An 18423-nucleotide genomic window follows, 5' to 3' on the forward strand; every position below is an offset into this window, starting at 1 on the left:
GCATTCTTCAGAAAAGGCTCGCACGGAGCTCTCCTTGCGGCGGGACTGACAGCCGCGTCTCTGCTGGCCGGCTGCGCATCGGACGGTATGTCTCCCGCGACCGCCTCTCTGGCGCCCGGGGCGTCTGGTGCCGCGGCAGCGGACATAGCCGACGCAGGCGCGGACGCAGCGACCTCGGCGGAGGCCGCCTCCTATGACGACAATGCCTTCTATGCCGGCCGCGCGATCTATCGCTGCGACAATGGCGAGAGCCTCGAAGTGAACAATACCGTCACGCAGGTGGCGCTGGGCCTTCCCGACGGATCGGTGATGGAACTTCCGGCCTCGCCGGCCGATTCGCACACCCGCTATGTGAAGGATCAATACGCCTTCGTGTTCGACGGCGCGGAGGCGCTGTATTTCCGTCCCAAGGCGGCTCCGGCGACCTGCAAGCGCTGACAGACGCCGAAAGAGCGGAAATCTTCAATCGATTGAACGTCATATCGGTCAATTTCAGGTACTAAATACCGCACCCGGCACGCCTTTCCGGCTTTGACGCGGTGCAAAAACCGCACTAGAAGGCAGGCACGAAAAGTCGCATTTCGGCCAGCCAAACGCCGCACGCGGAGTAGGGCCAGCCGCTCCCGGGGGAGCCATGTCCGCACCAGCCACCCGACACAAGCCACGCCCGCTGTCGCCACATCTGCAGGTCTATAAATTCATCCCGACGATGGCGATGTCGATCTTCCATCGCATCACCGGCGGCGCGCTCTATGTCGGCACGCTGGTGATGGCCTGGTGGATCACCGCGGCCGCGGGTTCCGAAGACTATTACGGCTTCGTCAGCGGCATCGTCGGCTCGTGGTTCGGCCAACTGGTCCTGTTCGGCTTCAGCTGGGCTCTGATGTTCCATCTGCTCGGTGGCGTCCGCCACCTTATCTGGGACACCGGCGCCTATATGGAAAAGCACACCGCGACGAAGCTCGCCATTGCTACCGCCATCGGCTCGGTCGTGCTGACGCTGGCCATCTGGATCGTCGTGTTCGTGATGAGGAGCGGCGCATGAGCAAGTCTTCCACCGACATGCGCACCCCTCTCGGCCGCGTGCGCGGCCTGGGCGCGGCACATGAGGGCACCGGTCATTTCTGGGCGGTCCGCCTGACGGCGATCGCGCTGATCCCGCTCACCTTCTTCATGATCGGCCTTCTGTTCTCCATGATCGGCGCCGACTTTGTCCAGATGCGGACGACGCTGGCCAACCCGTTCGTCTGCCTGCTGCTGCTCATCACCATCGGCTCGGGCCTCTACCATATGTGGCTCGGCATGCAGGAGATCATCCTGGACTACGCGCACAGCGAATTCTGGAAATACGGTCTTCTGATCCTCAACACCTTCTTCGTCTTCGCGATCGGTGCGCTCTGCGCCTTCTCGCTGCTGAAGATCGCATTCGGAGTTCCAGCACCTTGGCCAAGGCAGCATCCTCACCCACGGCCAACGGCAAGGCCTACACCTATGTCGACCACAAGTTCGACGTCGTCGTCGTCGGCGCCGGTGGCGCGGGCCTGCGCGCAACGCTCGGCATGGCCGAGCAGGGCCTGAAGACAGCCTGCATCACCAAGGTCTTCCCGACGCGCTCGCACACCGTCGCCGCACAGGGCGGCATCGCCGCCTCGCTGCGCAACATGGGTCCCGACCACTGGCAGTGGCACCTCTACGACACCGTGAAGGGCTCCGACTGGCTGGGCGACGTCGACGCGATGGAATATCTCGCCCGCGAGGCGCCTGCCGCCGTCTACGAGCTCGAGCACTACGGCGTGCCCTTCTCCCGCACCGAGGAAGGCAAGATCTACCAGCGCCCGTTCGGCGGCCACATGCAGAACTTCGGCGACGGCCCGCCCGTGCAGCGCACCTGCGCGGCTGCCGACCGCACCGGCCACGCCATCCTGCACACGCTCTACGGTCAGTCGCTGCGCCACTCGGCCCAGTTCTTCGTCGAGTATTTCGCGCTCGACCTGATCATCGAGGATGGCCGCTGCACCGGCGTCGTCGCCTGGAACCTCGATGACGGCACCATCCACCGCTTCGCCGCCAAGATGGTGGTGCTGGCGACCGGAGGCTACGGCCGCGCCTACTTCTCCGCCACCTCTGCCCACACCTGCACCGGCGACGGCGGCGGCATGGTTGCCCGCGCCGGCCTGCCTCTGCAGGACATGGAGTTCGTCCAGTTCCATCCGACCGGCATCTACGGCGCCGGCTGCCTCATCACCGAGGGTGCGCGCGGCGAGGGCGGCTACCTGGTCAACTCCGAAGGCGAGCGCTTCATGGAGCGTTATGCGCCCTCGGCCAAGGATCTTGCCTCGCGCGACGTCGTCTCCCGCTGCATGACGCTGGAGATCCGCGAGGGCCGCGGCGTCGGCAAGAACAAGGACCACATCTTCCTGCATCTCGACCATCTCGACCCGGCCGTGTTGCACGAGCGCCTGCCCGGCATTTCCGAGAGCGCCAAGATCTTCGCCGGCGTCGACGTGACCAAGGAGCCGATCCCGGTTCTGCCGACCGTTCACTACAACATGGGCGGCATCCCGACCAATTACTGGGGCGAGGTGCTGAACCCGACGCCGGAGAACCCGGACGCGGTCTTCCCCGGTTTGATGGCCGTCGGCGAGGCCGGCTGCGCCTCCGTGCACGGCGCCAACCGCCTCGGCTCCAACTCGCTGATCGACCTCGTCGTCTTCGGCCGCGCCGCCGCGATCAAGGCCGGCCAGGTGGTCGACCGCGAGGCGGCGATCCCGACCATCAACGAAGCGGCGGTCGACAAGATCATGGACCGCTTCGATCGCCTGCGGAACGCCAACGGCTCCACCCCGACCGCGCAGCTGCGCGAGAAGATGCAGAAGGCGATGCAGGCGGACGCGGCCGTGTTCCGCACACAGGAGTCGCTGGAAAACGGCGTCAAGCGCATCTCCGAGATCTGGGGCGAGCTCAAGGACCTCAAGGTTCACGACCGGTCGATGATCTGGAACTCCGACCTGGTCGAGACGCTAGAGCTGGAGAACCTGATGGCCAACGCCATCACCACCGTCGTCGGCGCCGAGGCGCGCAAGGAAAGCCGCGGCGCGCACGCCCGCGAGGATTTCTCCTCGCGCGACGACGTCAACTGGCGCAAGCACACCCTGTCCTGGCTCGACACCGACACCGGCAGGGTCACCCTCGGCTACCGGCCGGTCCACGTCGAGACCATGCTGCCGGAGAACGAGGGCGGCATCAGCCTCGCCAAGATCGCGCCCAAGGCGCGGGTGCTGAGATGGCCCTTCAGCCGGGAGATTTCCTCAGTCTGTTAGAAATGGCGATCTCGTACGTTATCGAGCAAAGGGCTAGGAAGAATCGTCAAGAACTACTTGAAGTGCGGGACGCGTTGAAGAAACTTCGATTCTCGAAAGAGACTATTGAAATAATTAGGTCTATACAGGATGCAGATGAGGCCGACTATATTATATATCAAGCGGGGCGCGCCTCGATAAAACAACGGGATACTCGTCGATCTGTTGAAGCCTCATTCGAGATTTTGGAGCGTTTCGGCACGAAACGCGGAATTAGCATCAAAGCGGGACGATTGATCGATCAAATCAGGAATGCAAAATTTGGAATAAGACATGAGATAGAAATGTCCTATTTCAACGCAATTAAGGGCGTCTCCAAAATAGAGACAGAAATTATTACTAAGAAGATTGAAGAATTGAATGAAGCGATCGAGAAATTGGATGAAAGTCTCGGCGGCGCGATAATGTCGGAGGCCTAATATGGTTGAACTCACCCTCCCCCGGAACTCCAAGATCAATCTCGGCAAGACCTGGCCGAAGCCGGCGGGCGCCACGAACCTGCGCGAATACCGCATCTACCGCTGGTCGCCCGACGACGACCAGAACCCGCGCCTCGACACCTATTATGTCAACCTCGACGATTGCGGGCCGATGGTGCTGGACGGCCTGCTCTACATCAAGAACAAGATCGACCCGACGCTGACGCTGCGCCGCTCCTGCCGCGAGGGCATCTGCGGCTCCTGCGCGATGAACATCGACGGCACCAACACGCTCGCCTGCACCAAGGGCATGGACGACATCTCGGGCGCCGTGCGCGTCTACCCGCTGCCGCATATGCCGGTCGTGAAGGACCTCGTGCCCGACCTGACCGTTCCCTACGCCCAGCTCACCTCGATCGAGCCCTGGCTGCAGACCGTGTCGCCCGAGCCAGCCAAGGAATGGCTGCAAAGCCATGAAGACCGCCAGAAGCTCGACGGGCTTTACGAGTGCATCCTTTGCTTCTGCTGCCAGACCTCGTGCCCGAGCTACTGGTGGAACGGCGACCGCTATCTCGGCCCGGCCGTGCTGCTGCAGGCCTATCGCTGGCTGATCGACAGCCGCGACGAGGCCACCGGCGAGCGCCTCGACAACCTGGAAGACCCCTTCCGCCTCTACCGCTGCCACACCATCATGAACTGCGCCCAGGCCTGCCCCAAGGGCCTGAACCCGGCCAAGGCGATCGCAGAGATCAAGAAGATGATGGTGGAGCGGCGGGTCTGACCGGTGACATCATCCTCGGGCTCGCCCCGAGGATCTGCCGGCATGCTGGACAATAAAGCGTGGAAGCATCCTGCCGTCAGCGTGCGAAGGCAGGTGGATGCTCTGGGCAAGCCCGACTTGTTGCCGTGACCGGCAACAAGGACGAACCAGCATCGCCCGCTGGCTTGTATCCGGGTTTCCGGTGACCTCGATATTAGAAATCAGGGTTGATACAAACGGCTCGCGCGGGTGCCCCTGGTCGTCTTCGTTGAGTCTCAAACGTGGCCGCCGAGCACCGATGAAAGGAAGCTCTGGGCGCGCGCGGTCTTGGGCGCCGAGGGATAGCTGATGACCTTTTCTCCCGCGAGATCGCTCGCCGTGATGCGCTTGCGGTCCGCCAGGGCATGGCCGCGCGGCAGGAGGCAGACGATGATGCTCTTGGCCAGCGTCTTGGAGGTCACGTCCTCGTTCTCGACCGGCGAATGGACGAGGCCGAAATCATAGAGGCCCTGCGCCACCAGCGTGTGGATCTTCTGCCCGTCCAGCACGTCGACCTGCAACTGCAGGTCCGGCTGGCTCTCGCCGTAGATCTCTATCGCCATGGGCACCAGCGCGCCACCGAAGGTCGCCAGCGTCGCGATGCGCAGCGACAGGCGCCGCAGCGGCGAAGTCTCGAGCCCGAAACTCTCGATCAGCGCGAGCTGCTGGAACAGTCGCTGGCCGTGCTCGTAGAGCAGTTCGGCCTCGGGCGTCGGCCTGAGCTTGCCGCCGGAGCGGCTGAACAGCGGCACGCCCAGCGTCGTCTCCATCTGCTTCAGCGTCTTCGACGCGTTGGGCTGGGTCGTGTGCAGTTCCTGCGCCGCGACGGTGACCGAGCCGGTCTTCATGTAGACGAGGAAGCATTCGAGCTGGCGGATCTTCAGCCGATGCATGAGCGTGTTTCCTTCTCATTTGCATTCCTCTGTGGGCAATGCCTGAGCCCACAAGCGTTATCCGATCGATTCGAAGCCCGTCCATCTCAGCCTTCTTTACCTCATCAGCGGCTACGCCACGCAGGGGAATCCTGGCTGTGATCGAGGACATCGCCACCGAGTATTTGCCGGCGTGGTGGCCAAGCCCGATACGGTTATGCGCGAGGGGGAAGCGTGGGAACAAGATGATGCGTCAGCATTTCCCTGGCCACTAATCCGCGGTCCACGACGATGTGATGCGGATCGGCCGCCGCCTATGCTGGAACTTTTTGTCCCGCACGAACAGCCGACTCCTGAGTGTTTTCCTCACGGAGGGCGAGTTGAAGAAGCCGGTAAGTTCTCGGGGGAAATCAACAGCATGAACGTCACCACCGCGCACGCCGCGGAAGAGCCTAGTCAGCTTGAACAGTCAGTGCGTATCGAACACCGCCTGATAGAGCGCGAGTTTCTCGGCCGTCGCGGCGACCTCGTCCCTGGTCGGCTTGAGCGGGTCTTTGGCCGGCGGCAGCATGCCGAACTTCATGATGCACAGCATCAACAGGATGCGCGCCTTGACCGAGGTCAGGTTTGAGCCGGCGATGAACGGGCCGCCGGAGATGGCGAAACCTTCGGTGGTGCCGCGCCCGACATTGGCGACCGGGAAACCGGAATAGACCGCCTTCAACAGGATGCGCGACTTCGACGACGCAGCCGCCTTGCCGTAGGGATTGAGGCCCTCCAGCACGAAACCGGACAGCGGGGCGTTCTTCAGCTTGCTCCATGAAGGCAATCGTATCGACTTCCTGCGCGGGGTCGCTGTCGTAGTCGTCCTCGATATAGCTCGCATCCTTGACGATCGAGACCTTCGGGATCGCCGTGTCGAGCAACCTGCCGTCGCCGTCCTTCACCGCCACCTCGATCGTCTCGATTCCACCCTCTCTACCTCGTATGCCGGTCACGCTGGCAGGCAGCTTGCTGACGTTCACCTCCGACTGCCAGGTATGCTTCATCGCGGGGACGTAGCGCAGCACCGAGCCGGTCCCGCCGCCGCCCGCGCCGAGGATGCCGCCGTGGCCGCCGGCCGCGACATAGCCGCCGGGACGCGCATCGACCTTGGTCACCTCGCGCGCGGCGAAGACACGCTGGTCCTGCACCATCACCACGCCGACGCGGTTGCGGCCCTGGTCGTCCGCCCACACTTTCGAGGCGATCCAGTCGGTGCTGTCGGCGAGGTTCTTCGGCCCGTCATTGCTGATCTGGCCGTGATAGCGCTGCGAGGCATTGCAGCAGACCGGCACGGTGACATCGAGCGCGAGGCTCAGCCAGTAGCAGGTCTCCTCCACGCGGGGGCTGCCCTGCGTCCAGATCGCGCCGTCATAGTCGCCTGAACCGAGGATGTCCTGCGCCATGTTGGTGATGCGCGCCAGCGACATGCGCGGCGGCGACGCGTTGAGATGCGCCGGCCGGTAGGGGAAGAAATCCGTGCCGGACACCTCCGGCGCGATGTCGCCTTCACCTTCGTCGGTCCGCTCCGCGGCGGCGAGCCCCTTCGTGTAGCCGGCCGACGGCGCCAAGCGGTAGAAATCGACCTCGGCGACATCCGAGATCGCGTTGCCGAGTCCCATGCCGTCGACGCCGAGCCGGTCGACCTCATCGAATGTGCGCCTGCCGTCCGGCATGAAGGGCTGGCGGCTTTTCGCGCGTTCGACGCGCGGCCCGGTCCCGTCCGTCTCCCAGGCCGAGCCGTCCGCCTGCCGCGCCATGTACGGCATGGGGTAGTAGCCGTCCTCCGGCTTGAGCTCGATCCTGTAGACCGGCTTGTCGGCATCGCTCGTCCGCTCTGGCGAGAAATTCCCGGCCGCGTCCACATAGCCGTCCGGCGCGGCGTAGAGTTCAGCCACATCCTTCTCCAGCGGATGGGCGGAGAACTGCTCGACATAGACGGTGACCGGCACCGCCAGCTTCTGCGGGCGCAGCGGATCGAACCTGGAGGGCATTCCTTCGACATCCGTCAGCAGGGGCAGTCCGTGCGCCTCGCGCGCCTTGTTGGAGGTCACCAGCGGCGGCGTGTTCTGGATCGTGGCGTTCGGGCCCGCCAGGTGGGCGATACGGATCTTCTTGTTCGAATAGAGGGGGCGCAATGCCATGGAATGTCCCTGCCTGATGCGAGTTAGAGTGGGGTCTCGTCCAGCGTGAAGACGTGACGCTCGAAGCGTTGCGTGAGCGCGCCCATTTCCCTGCGCTGCGCGGCGAATTCCGGGCTGGCGTCGCGGGCGGCGAGATCGGCCTGGAAGGCGGCCTCGTCGGCGAAGGCGCATTCCCAGCGCACGTCAGGCCCCTGCCCGCCTTGGTTGACGAAGATGCGCCCTGCGGGAAGACCAAGCCGCGCGCGCAGCCGTGAGCCCTCGCGCCGCCGCTCGAGAACGGCATCGGCCATGCCGTCTTTGGCGAAATAGTTGGTCGCCTCCATGATCATGCCAGCGCTCACTGATAGTCGAGGGTGAGGATCGTCTCGGGCATCTTCTCCATGCCCAGAGCCGCCGTTCCGGCCGTTGCGACCAGCACGTCGAAGGTCTTGTGCAGCGTCTCATTGTCTTCCGGCTTGAACGACTGCAGCAGGTCGCGCCGCATCTGGTCGCGATAGAATGTCAGGGCGGGACCGGACAGCTTCATGTTGGCGCCCTGCTCTTCCCACACGCTGTCGTCCTTCATCAGGATGTCGAACACTTCCTTGTAGGCCGCCACGAACGCCTTCACGTTCTCCGGCTTCTCCTTGGCGTAGCGCTCGGTGGTGCCGATCATCAGGTAGGGCGCCAGCGGCAGGCCCAGTTCCTCGGTCACGTCGCGGATTGCGAAAGCGTTGCGGAACTTGCCGGAGGCCAGCATGTCGGGTGCGATCGACGAGAACATGATGGTGGCGTCGATGCGGCCCTGCTCCAGCGAGCCGCGCAGCAAAGGCGGCGCCGCCTCCTGCAGCTCCGCCTCCTTCGACAGGTCGATGCCGTGCTTGTTGCGCGCCGCCGCATCGACGAGGATCCAGTCGGTGCTCTGGCGCGAGAAGATGCCGAACTTCTTGCCCTTCAGGTCGGCGACGCCCTGAACCGGCGAGTCCGTCGGCACCACGATGGTGCTGACATAGGTGATGAAGGGCGCGACGCCGATCACGTCGACGCCGGCATTGCGCATCAGCGAGATCGCGTTCCAGTCGAAGATCGCCATCTCGGCGCTGCCGGTCTGTACGGCCGCGGCTGCTGCCTTGCTGTCGGAGAAGACGATGCGCTCCAGCTCGAAGCCGTATTTCTCGTCGAGCTTGAACTTGTCGATGACGAAGGGGATGAAGGATTGCGAGCCGTAGGGGCTGGCCATCATCCGGATCGTGCCGCCGTCGCCTTTCGGCAGGTCTTGCGCAAGCGCCGGGGCGGCAGAGCCGAGGGCAAGGCAAAGGGTTGCAGCGAGGCTGCGGAGACACTTGAACATCGAGAATTCCCCTGTCATTGGGCGGGCCGCCGGCACCCTTTAAGGAGAGCGCCGGCGGGAGCGCGTGGTGGTGCAACGGCGCTCTTTACTGGTAATCCATCGTGAAGACCTTGTCCGGCATGGCCGACATGCCGATCACCTCGGGTCCGGCCACTTCCAGCAGGATCGCAAAGGTCTCGTTGATGGACTCCGCCATCTCCGGCTTGAACTCCTTCACGAACTCCTTGCTGGCACCCTTGCGAAACATCTCGGTCGCCTCGGGCGCGAGCTTCATGTTGGCGCCCTGCTCCCTCCATACCTCCTCGTTGGACAGCAGGATGTCGATCGCCTCGCGATAGGCCGCCACGAAGGCTTTCGCATTCTGCGGGTTCTCCTTCGCGTAGTCCTCGCGCATCGCATACATGAGGTATGGCACTTCGGTGATGCCCATCTGCGCGACGATGTCATGCACGGTGATAAGCAGCTTCGACTTTCCCGAAAGCAGCATGTCCGGCGTCAGCGAATTGTACATCAGCGTCGCGTCAAGCTGGCCCTGCTCCATCGTGCCGCGCAGCAATGCGGGCGCGCCCTCCTGCAGCGTAGCCTCCTTGGACAGGTCGACCCCGTAGGCCTTTTTCGCGGCGGCCTGCAGCAGGATCCAGTCGGAGCTGGTCTTGGAGAAGATGCCGACACGCTTGCCCTTCAGGTCGCCGATGGTCTTGATCTCGGAGTCGGCCGGGATCAGCACGGTGTTGATGTAGGCCAGGAACGGCGCCACGCCGATGATCGGGATGTTCTGGTTCCTGAGGCGCGCGATCGTCGTCCAGTCCTGCACGACGGCCTCGACGCTCTTGCTCTGCACGGCAGCGATCGCCGCCTGGCTGTTTGTGAAGGGGATGACCTCGAGTTCGAAACCATACTTCCTGTCGAGGCCGAACTTCTCGATGACGAAGGGCGGATAGGACTGGGTGCCCGACGGGTTCGACATCAGGCGGATGGTGCCCCCGTCGCCCATCTGGGCGCTGGCGGATGTGGCGAAGGCGCCGGCCGCGACGAGCAGCAAGGCCGAGACCATGGATTTGACGAGACTCATGCGCTTGTTTCCTGTTTGAGGGTTACAGTTACTCCTCCCGGCTGTGCTCAATGATCCAGCGCCCTCCCGATATGCCGCTGGAGACTTTCCACCACCCGCTTGCTCTGCTCGAACAGCGCGCTGTCCTCGTAGTCGCGCGGGCGCTTGATGTGCCGAAGGTCGATCTCTTCCTTGATCTTGCCACCCGGCCCCGGGCTCATGATGAGCACGCGGTCGCCGAGAAAGGTCGACTCGAAGGCGTTGTGGCTGACGAAGAGGACCGTCGAACGGAACGCGGCCCAGATGTTGAGCAGGCTCTGGCGCAGACGCCGCGCGGTCAGTTCGTCCAGGGCGCTGAAGGGTTCGTCCATCAGCAGAATGTCCGGCTCGATGGCGAAGGCCCGCGCGATCGCGGCGCGCTGCTGCATGCCGCCGGAGAGCTGAAGCGGGTAGAAATCCTTGAACTTGGTCAGTTCCACCAGCTCCAGCACGCGATCGATGCGGCCCGCCCATTCGGTGCGCGGGAAATCATTCGCCTCCAGCGCGAACTCGATGTTCTGGCGCAGCGTGCGCCAGGGCAGGAGCCGCGCTTCCTGGAAGACATAGGCGACGCGGAAGCCGGAGCTCAGCTGCTCCTTCAGCGATTTGCCCTGGACGGTGAAGCTGCCCTCATAGCCTTCGTCCAGCCCGGCGACGATGTTGAGCACGGTGGACTTGCCGCATCCGGACGGACCAAGCAGCCCCACGATCTCTCCGGCCTCTATGTCCAGGTTGACGCCGTCGAGTGCCTTCCAACCGCCCCGCCCACCGCCGCCGAACTGCCTGTGGATGTCGGTGAGCGATATCTGGGACACGAGCGTAGCCTTTTCCGGTCTGATCGCGATGTTCATGCAGACCTCACATCCGCTTCCAGCGGAAGATCCGCCGTTCGATCGTGCCGAGAACGGCGATCTCGATGAACAGCATCACGAAGACGAAGCTCAGCGCATGAGCCAGCACCTCGGTCATGTTGAACATCTGGTAGAAGAACTCGATGCGGTATCCGACGCCGCTGCCGCGCCCGAGCAGTTCCACGAACAGCACCATCTTCCAGATCAGGCCGATGCCGAAGCGCGTGGAGGCGAGCAGCATGGGCGCCACCTGCGGGGCAATGACCTGCACGATCTGCTGCCGCTTGCCGGCCCGGAACGCGCGCGCCATGCCGATCAGGCGCGTGTCGATGCCCTTGACGCCCTCGCGGATGTTGATGGTCAGGATCGGAATGACGGGCGCCGCCGCGCCCAGCACCGCCGCCGTGTCGTTGAGCCCCACCACCATGTAGAGCGTGAGGATGACCACCAGCGCCGGCATGGTGATGCCGCAGATGATCCACACCTGGAAGAAGGTGCCCGCCGTCTTCGACAGCGCCATCGAGAAGCCGAGCAGCAGCGCGACCGACATCGCGATGACGAAGGCACCGGCGATGCGTCCCAGCGTGATAGCGATGTCGGCGTAGATCTCGCCCCTGAGCAGGTTTTCCCACAGGGCCGCCACCACCTGGAAAGGCCCCGGAAGAACGCTTGAGGGCAGCGCCAGCGACCCCAGGTACCAAAGCCCGATCAGGGTCGCGACCGAGAGCGCGCTGACCAGAATCTTATGGACACGCTCGTCGCCATCGCCCGATATCGCGGCAAGCAGGCCGGCCAGGAAACCGGCAGATCGTTGACCCTCGGTTCTCGTCATGACTGCCATCGGATCGGTCCTTTCGGTTGTCGGGCCGGTTCGGTTGTTGCGAAATCAGCTGTCGAGCAGGTTCTCGCGCAGCGTTCCGCCGCGATATTCGGTGCGGAAGCGGCCACGGCGCTGCAGTTCGGGAATCAGGAAGTCGATGACGTTCAGGAGGTCGCGCGGCACGGCGGGCGGATGCGCGATCATGAAGCCGCCGCGCTCGCCGGTCGCGATGAAGGTCTCCTCGAGATAGTCGGCGATCCTCGCCGCAGAACCGACGACCGCATGGTCGTAGCCGGCGGTGTGGTGCCGGATCAGCTCGTAGAAGTCCTTCCTCGTGACCTTTTCCTTCGGGTCGAAGTGGTTGGTCATGTTCAGGAAACCGACCGGCGACGCGTTCGCCCTGACGATCTGCTCGTTGATCTCCTCGATGGTGAAGCTGTCGGGCAGTTTCGACAGGTCATAGCCGCACTGATGCGACATGAAGGCGCCGACGGCCTCGACCGGCACCGCCGTCAGCAGCTGCTCGTGGCGGCGTTTGGCGTCTTCGTCGGTCTCGCCGACGATCAGCACGATATCCCACACGATGCCGACGCCGGACGGATCGCGCCCCTGTGCCACCAGGGCCGCATCGAGCTCGGTGCGATGCTTGACCTGCTTGTCGAGGCCGGGGCTGGCGGCGAAGATCATGTCGGCGAAGCTGGCCGAAGCCTGGATGCCGCGCGGCGAGGCGCCCGCCTGCACGATCACCGGCCGGCCCTGCGGCGACGGCACGCAGGCGAGCGGCCCGGCGACGTTGAAGAACTTGCCACGATGGTTGATCGCCTTGACCTTGGCGGGATCCGCCATCTGGCCGCTCTCGCGATCCCACAGGAACGCGTCCGGCTCGACGCTCGCCCAGAGCGCCTTGCAGATGTCGATGAACTCCTCCATCCGCTCGTAGCGCTGGCTGTGCTCCATCAGCTCGTCGAAGCCGTAGTTGGCGGCATCCGCCCGCCGCGAAGAAGCGACGACGTTGAAGGCCATCCGCCCGTTCGTGACATGGTCGAGCGAGTTGAGCAGCCGCGCCGTGTAGAACGGATGCATGTAGGTCGACGAATAGGTCAGGCCGAAGCCAATATGCTTGGTGATCTGCGACAGCGCCGCGATGTAGGGGCTCATGTCCTGGCGCGGCCAGCCGACGCCCCATTTCACCGCGTCGTGGCGGTTCGCCTTCCACGTGCTCGGAATGCCGGTGCCGTCGCCCCAGAACATGAAATCGAGCAGGCCGCGCTCGGCAATCAGCGCCAGTTCCTTGAAGATGCGTATGTCGGGATAGACCGCATTGGTCCATGAGCCCGGCAGGCGCCAGCGTCCTTCGAGCTGCATCCAGGAGAGATCGTAGCCGATGTGCATTTTCGTAGGCATGTGGCAGTCCGTTCAGGCAAGGAGGCGTCGTTCCGGCGCTGCGCGGCGCACGGCGGTTCAATTCGGTCTGCTGCGGCGGGAAACCGCCGTGGCTGGGGGTCAGGTCATGCGGCCGCCCTCGCGGCCGGCGCGTCGGCCACCACGATGTCGTGGCGTGCAAGCAGCGCCTTCAGCTTCGGCAGCACCACGGTGCCGAAGAATTTCAGGTCCTTCACGAAATCGACGAAGGTGAACTGGATGCCGTCAATCCCGCTTTCCACGATCAGCTCCGCGAGCTTCTGCGCCATCGTGTCGGGTGCGCCGATCACCGGCATGCCGGAGCCGAAGCCCACCGTGTTGGGCTGGCGCAGATAGGACGTGCGGTCCTTGTAGGAGTCGCGGTTGTCGCGCTCGAAGGAGTGGATGAGGTTCTCCAGCGCCTCGGTGTCGAGGTCGTCGCGGATAGCCGCGAACTCCTGCTCGGCCGCCGCGTCGCTCTCGCCGTGCAGCAGCATCATCGAGGTGACGACCTTGACGGTGCGCCCCTCCTCGGCCGCGAACTCGCGCACCCGCGCCACTTCGGCCGGGCGCAGGCCGACGAACTGATAGTCGGAGTGCTTCGCCGCGAAGCGCAGCCCTTCCGACGACAAGCCGGCGCTGACGATCCCGGGATAGGGCTTGCTCAACGGCTTGGGGTCCGACACGCAGTTGTCGAGCTTGAAGAAGCGGCCTTCGAACGTGCTACGCCCCTGCGTCCACAGCATCTTCATCACGCGGATCCATTCGTCGGCATATTCGTAGCGATAGTCGCCGTAGCCCTCAGGCACGACGCCCATCTGCTCCAACTCCTCCAGCGTGTTGCCGGTGACGATATTGATGCCGAACCGCCCGCCGCTGATGTTGTCGATGGTGGAGATGATCTTGGCCGCGACCGCGGGATGGAAGAGCAGCGGGTTGATCGTGGTGAAGAGCTTGAGGCGGCTGGTCAGCGGCGCGATGGCGCTCGCCATGCTCATCGGCTCGATCGTGTTCTGCCAGAAGCCGGTCGCGCCGCCGAAGCCCATCCACTTGCCCATCCAGAACAGGTAGTCGAGGCCGACGTCCTCCGCGATCATCGCGATGTCGCGATGCAGCTCGAAGGTCGGATGGTCACCGCGGCGTGCGCTTCGACATCAGGAAGCCATTGCTGCCCACGGGCATGAACACACCCAGTTCGACCTTGCGCATGCTGTCGGATCCCCTTGCTCGGGAAATGAAATGTCACGGCTGGAAGCCGCCGCCACTCCAGGCGGACTGTGTCCGGTCAGGTCTCCAACCGTTCGAAGCGACACATCAACATTTCAGTTCCCCATTTTTTGACCTGTTTGTTAGGAAAAATATGAGGACCTTTTGATAGCCGTGTCAATGCTTTCTACCGCAGCGCAGTATGCCTATTTTTTAGTATATCTCTGCCGTATTTTTTGTCATTTCAAATATATATCCTTATTAGATGCACAAAGTATGCGCAGGCTATATCCGGCATCTGTAGATGCGATGTTGCGCTGCAATAGGGGTTGAGGGAAAAAAGTTTTCCATTGGCGGGTCACGGCCGCGTGCAGCGGATCAACGGCCGTCTACTCGAACGGTTCGGCGGCGGCCGCACCCCTCACCGCCACAAATCGAGGCTTGCGTTCGAGGCCGCTCACCCGCTCCGCGGCGTGCCGCGGGAAAAAATTCAGAGAACTGACATATCAGATTGTGAAAACGTGCCGGATATGCGGCCGCGCAAGCCGGCCGGCAACAGGGCGACCGGCCGAGGCTATCGCCGCGCCGGTCACGCTTGCGTGGTCAGGCCGCCGCCTGGGACATGGCCGCCGCGGCCGGGTCCGCCAGCACGAAACGGCTGTCGGGATAGTAGCCCATGGCCTCGCGAAGAACGCGATCGATCTCGGCCATATCCCGGCTCTCGATCGCGTCAACCACCTTCAGATGCAGCTGGATATTGGCCTTGTGGCGCTCCGCGGAGGTGCGCTGGATGCCAAAGCACCAGAAGCGCGAGGCATTGTTGTGCAGCCGCGTGGCGGCCTGTTCGATCTGGCTGTTCTTGCACGCGGCGGCCAGCGAACGGTGAAACGCCCGATCCATCAGCACCAGCGCCCGTATGTCGCGCGCCGCTATCGCCGCTTCATGCCCGTTATAGGACGCGCGAATGGTCGCTAGGTCCTCCGGCGTGGCGCGTTCCGCCGCGAGCTTTGCCGCATAGGTTTCGATGAGCACGCGCGCCTCGAAGACGTCCTGCAGTTCGCGCAGGCCGAGATCCCCGATACGCGTGCCGATGCGCGCCTGCCGCTCCACTAGACCCTCGAGCGAGAGGCGGAACAGCGCGTCGCGGACAGCCGCCTGACCGAGCTTGAAATCGCGCATCAGCTGCTTCTCGTCGACACGACCGCCCGGAGGGAGCTGGCCAAGGATGATGGCCATCAGTATCTGCTCGTAGGCGTCGTTACGCAGCAGGCCTTTAGTCTTCGTCGCCGTAGCCCTCTTTGCCATTTATACTTTTCCTCCCTGAAGACATATTTTCAGCCGCCAGCGCGAAAAAAGCAATTCCGGCACGACCGATGCCCCTTATGAATGACATACGATCATGCTCTTAACATTTCAGATTTGGAAGTAAAAGCCCCGCCCGGGCGTGATCGCGCCCAAACGAATTGCCGCCTCGTCACGCCGGCAAGGCGCAGCGTGCAAAGGCCCCGTCGATGTAGAGCAGTGGCGCGACCCGCTGGTCCGGCAGTTTCACGCCCACCACCTCTCCGATGAAAATCGTGTGCGTGGAAGCCTCGATCATGCTGGTGACGCGGCAGTCGAAACTCGCGATGGCGTCGTCCAGCACCGGAGCCCCCGTCTCAAGCTCGCCCCATGAGCCTTCGGCGAACCGCACGTCCCGATATTTGGAAGAGCTGAAACGCGTTGCCACCTCATCGGCGCCCTCGGCCAGGAGATTGACGCAGAAGATGCCTGCCTCGGCGAGCGCATCATGGCTCGAGGCCGACTTGTTTATGCAGGTCAGCAGCGAGGGCGGCGTCAGGCAGACCGAGGTGACGGACGTGGCGATCATTCCGTGTGCCGCGCCCGCGAGATCGCGCGTGGTGATCAGCGACACGCCGGCCGCGAGGCGACGCATTCCCAATTTGAAGAGGTCGACGCGGTCGTTCATGTGAGCACCTGTCCCTGATAGTGAACCAACGGACGCTGGTCCTTGAAGTTCTCAAAGGCGACGATCCGACCGACGACGAGGTAGACGCCGTAACGCTCGATCACCTCGTCCACCCGGCAGTCGAGCACGCCGGTGATGTCCGGCAGAACCGGTGCGCCCGTCGCAAGCGTCCGCATGTCGAGCCCCTCGAAACGGGCGGCCCCCTTGGGCCCGTCCCGCATCATGAACACATCGAGGACCGCGCGTCCCTCGACGGACAGGTAGTTGATCGCGAAGGCTTGCCGGGCGAGCAGATCGGCGGCAGCCGACGTCTTCTTGTCCAGCGAAACCGTCACCGTTGGCGGACTGGCCGTCAGGTGGGTCGCGGACAGGGCGAGGAATCCGGAAGGGCCGTTCTCGCCCGCGACGGTGACGATCGCGGCGCCGACCGCGCGGCATCCGATCGCACCCCAGAACGCGCGTGGATCTATCTCCGGGCCATCGCTTTCCGCAGTAGGCTGCATCGATATTCCCATATCTGAAATTTCTGTCTCAACGCTAACAGAGAGGCGATGAACTGCAAGCCTGAATAATCGGCATATCGAATTAACCAGCTATATTTACTGACTATTTTTTGATCATCATGCCGGAAAACACGCCACAGCAACGTCTCCAAGCCGAATTTGAAGCCGATGGCACACAAAGGGACAGAGAGAATTTCGTGTCCATCTTCTATTCAAATTGACGATATCTGAAATTTCAGTGTAGTCCCTTTTATCGAATGCTGGAGCGGGATTGATGAAGCAGGAACTGGTGCAGAGCGCGCGCGACCGGACCATCGGCCTGCTGATGGTCGGAAGCTTCGCCACGGGGGCGAACATCCGGCTGATGGACACGGTACTTCCCCAGGTCGCGCTGGGGTTCGACGTGTCCATCGGTCTCGCTGCCCAGATCGTCACGGCCTATGCGCTCGGTTATGGCCTGATGCAGATCGGCCTGGGCATCGCGGGCGATCGTTTCGGCAAGATCAGGCTGGTGACGGTCCTCTGCTTCGCCAGCGTGATTGCGTGCCTGATGGCGGCCGCCGCGCAGACCCTGGGCCAGCTGACCTTGGCGCGTTTTCTCTGCGGCGCGGCGACATCGGCCATGATCCCCGTATCGCTTGCCTGGGTCGGCGACATGGTCCCATACGAGGATCGCGCCGTCGTCCTGGCACGATACGCGAGCGGCGGCATCTTCGGCATGATCGCGGGACAGATCGCCGGCGGACTGCTGACCGAATACTGGGATTGGCGGGCCGGCCTGGTCTTGGTGGCTCTGGCCTATCTCGTGGCCGGAAGCGGACTTCTTGCCAGCCTCAGGCGCGATCCGATGATGGCCGCCAGGCCCGTGCAGGCGGGTCAGCGCCTTCCGGCTGTCTCTGCGATCGCCGCCATGCTCCGGCGGCCATGGTCGCGCGTGGTCCTCGCCTCGGTGTTCCTCGAAGGCGTCACCATCTTCGCATCGATCACCTTCGTCGGCGTCGAGATGCGTGCGCGTTTCGGGTCGGGTTACGCCACCATCGGCGCCATGCTCGCCTTTTTCGCCGTCGGCGGCATGGTCTACACGACGAATGTCCGGCGCATCGTGCCCCGCATCTCGCAGCCATTGCTGGTGCTGACGGGTGCGACGATTGCGGCGGCGGGAATGCTTGCCTTCGCCTTCACGCCGACGCTCTTGCTCGTGCCGGCCGCGATCGCTCTTGTCGGCTTCGGCGCCTACATGCTCCACAACACGCTGCAGACGTTCGCCACGCAACTCCTGCCGGAGGCGCGCGCCACCGGCTTCTCCATGTTCGCGACACTCTACTTCCTGTCCCAGTCGCTCGGAGTGGCCGTCGCCGCCCTCTTCGTCGACAGTTCAGGGGCAGCGCCGATATTCATCGTCTCGGCCTTGCTGGCGCTCGCATTCGGCATCTGGTTCCGCTTCGTCGGAGCACAGTCGATGCCGACAACGGCGCAGTGATGCGTTGCGGCGTGCGGAGCCCACGCAATCTTGCACGGTTCTGCTTGCTACCACGTCCGACCCCGATACGAACCATCTTGGAAGGCATGATAAGTACGCAGTAGCTGAGACTCAGCCAGTTCGGCTTTCACGGACGAG

The 18423-nt window shown here is 63.5% G+C and carries 18 protein-coding genes and 1 pseudogene; 7 read left to right on the forward strand and 12 right to left on the reverse strand.

Going from position 1 to position 18423, the window contains the following annotated elements; translation table 11 throughout:
- Positions 1-87: 87 nt before the first annotated feature.
- From LRS09_RS09460 to LRS09_RS09485, 6 genes and pseudogenes are all read left to right on the forward strand, one after another.
- Complete coding sequence (locus LRS09_RS09460; RefSeq protein ID WP_257805524.1) at positions 88-438, forward strand: MliC family protein; 351 nt, start codon at positions 88-90, stop codon at positions 436-438.
- 196 nt (positions 439-634) lie between these two features.
- Positions 635-1045, forward strand: coding sequence for a succinate dehydrogenase, cytochrome b556 subunit (sdhC, locus tag LRS09_RS09465; RefSeq protein ID WP_257805526.1), 411 nt, complete (start codon positions 635-637; stop codon positions 1043-1045).
- Positions 1042-1431 (forward strand): annotated as a pseudogene (gene sdhD / locus LRS09_RS09470) (succinate dehydrogenase, hydrophobic membrane anchor protein); the annotation flags it as partial. The gene sdhC and the pseudogene sdhD, both read left to right, overlap by 4 nt.
- 11 nt (positions 1432-1442) lie before the next feature.
- Positions 1443-3320 (forward strand): succinate dehydrogenase flavoprotein subunit, encoded by a 1878-nt coding sequence (gene sdhA / locus LRS09_RS09475; protein WP_257805537.1) that lies wholly within the window; start codon positions 1443-1445, stop codon positions 3318-3320.
- The gene (locus LRS09_RS09480; protein WP_257805538.1) at positions 3284-3778 is read left to right on the forward strand and encodes a hypothetical protein; all 495 of its coding nucleotides are present in this window, start codon (positions 3284-3286) and stop codon (positions 3776-3778) included. The genes sdhA and LRS09_RS09480 overlap by 37 nt, the downstream gene beginning before the upstream one ends.
- Before the next feature lies 1 nt (position 3779).
- Positions 3780-4559 carry a succinate dehydrogenase iron-sulfur subunit gene (locus tag LRS09_RS09485; RefSeq protein ID WP_257805539.1) on the forward strand — a complete coding sequence of 260 codons (780 nt, stop codon included), beginning with the start codon at positions 3780-3782 and terminating at the stop codon, positions 4557-4559.
- Between the two features lie 254 nt (positions 4560-4813).
- On the opposite strand, the gene LRS09_RS09490 is transcribed toward LRS09_RS09485, so the two are convergent.
- The 12 genes from LRS09_RS09490 to LRS09_RS09545 all read right to left on the reverse strand — a co-directional run bounded on the left by LRS09_RS09490 (position 4814) and on the right by LRS09_RS09545 (position 16805).
- Positions 4814-5470: a LysR family transcriptional regulator gene (locus LRS09_RS09490; RefSeq protein ID WP_257805541.1), complete on the reverse strand. Its 657-nt coding sequence runs from the start codon at positions 5468-5470 to the stop codon at positions 4814-4816.
- Between the two features lie 431 nt (positions 5471-5901).
- Positions 5902-7635, reverse strand: coding sequence for an asparaginase domain-containing protein (locus LRS09_RS09495; protein WP_257805543.1), 1734 nt, complete (start codon positions 7633-7635; stop codon positions 5902-5904).
- A gap of 23 nt (positions 7636-7658) precedes the next feature.
- A complete protein-coding gene (locus tag LRS09_RS09500; RefSeq protein ID WP_257805544.1) occupies positions 7659-7964 on the reverse strand; it encodes a hypothetical protein in 306 nt (101 codons plus the stop codon).
- Between the two features lie 8 nt (positions 7965-7972).
- Positions 7973-8965 (reverse strand): ABC transporter substrate-binding protein, encoded by a 993-nt coding sequence (locus LRS09_RS09505; RefSeq protein ID WP_257805545.1) that lies wholly within the window; start codon positions 8963-8965, stop codon positions 7973-7975.
- Between the two features lie 85 nt (positions 8966-9050).
- On the reverse strand, positions 9051-10037 hold the full coding sequence (locus tag LRS09_RS09510; protein ID WP_257805546.1) for an ABC transporter substrate-binding protein: 987 nt from the start codon (positions 10035-10037) through the stop codon (positions 9051-9053).
- A 47-nt stretch (positions 10038-10084) separates the two neighbouring features.
- Positions 10085-10906, reverse strand: coding sequence for an ABC transporter ATP-binding protein (locus tag LRS09_RS09515; RefSeq protein ID WP_257805548.1), 822 nt, complete (start codon positions 10904-10906; stop codon positions 10085-10087).
- Between the two features lie 7 nt (positions 10907-10913).
- Positions 10914-11738 carry an ABC transporter permease gene (locus LRS09_RS09520; protein ID WP_257805550.1) on the reverse strand — a complete coding sequence of 275 codons (825 nt, stop codon included), beginning with the start codon at positions 11736-11738 and terminating at the stop codon, positions 10914-10916.
- A gap of 54 nt (positions 11739-11792) precedes the next feature.
- Positions 11793-13130, reverse strand: a complete 1338-nt coding sequence (locus LRS09_RS09525) for an NtaA/DmoA family FMN-dependent monooxygenase (protein ID WP_257805554.1) — start codon at positions 13128-13130, stop codon at positions 11793-11795.
- A gap of 104 nt (positions 13131-13234) precedes the next feature.
- Positions 13235-14242 carry an LLM class flavin-dependent oxidoreductase gene (locus LRS09_RS09530; RefSeq protein ID WP_257810164.1) on the reverse strand — a complete coding sequence of 336 codons (1008 nt, stop codon included), beginning with the start codon at positions 14240-14242 and terminating at the stop codon, positions 13235-13237.
- A gap of 694 nt (positions 14243-14936) precedes the next feature.
- Positions 14937-15638, reverse strand: coding sequence for a GntR family transcriptional regulator (locus tag LRS09_RS09535; RefSeq protein ID WP_257805556.1), 702 nt, complete (start codon positions 15636-15638; stop codon positions 14937-14939).
- A 169-nt stretch (positions 15639-15807) separates the two neighbouring features.
- A complete protein-coding gene (locus LRS09_RS09540) occupies positions 15808-16302 on the reverse strand; it encodes a flavin reductase family protein (protein WP_257805557.1) in 495 nt (164 codons plus the stop codon).
- Entirely contained in the window at positions 16299-16805 is a 507-nt protein-coding gene (locus LRS09_RS09545) for a flavin reductase family protein (RefSeq protein ID WP_257805560.1), read from the reverse strand. The genes LRS09_RS09540 and LRS09_RS09545 overlap by 4 nt, the downstream gene beginning before the upstream one ends.
- Positions 16806-17079: 274 nt before the next feature.
- On the opposite strand from LRS09_RS09545, the gene LRS09_RS09550 reads away from it, so the two are divergent.
- The gene (locus tag LRS09_RS09550; protein ID WP_257805561.1) at positions 17080-18285 is read left to right on the forward strand and encodes an MFS transporter; all 1206 of its coding nucleotides are present in this window, start codon (positions 17080-17082) and stop codon (positions 18283-18285) included.
- Positions 18286-18423 lie beyond the last annotated feature (138 nt).

Origin of the sequence: Mesorhizobium sp. J428 (genome assembly GCF_024699925.1) — a bacterium.
Lineage (GTDB): Bacteria > Pseudomonadota > Alphaproteobacteria > Rhizobiales > Rhizobiaceae > Mesorhizobium_A.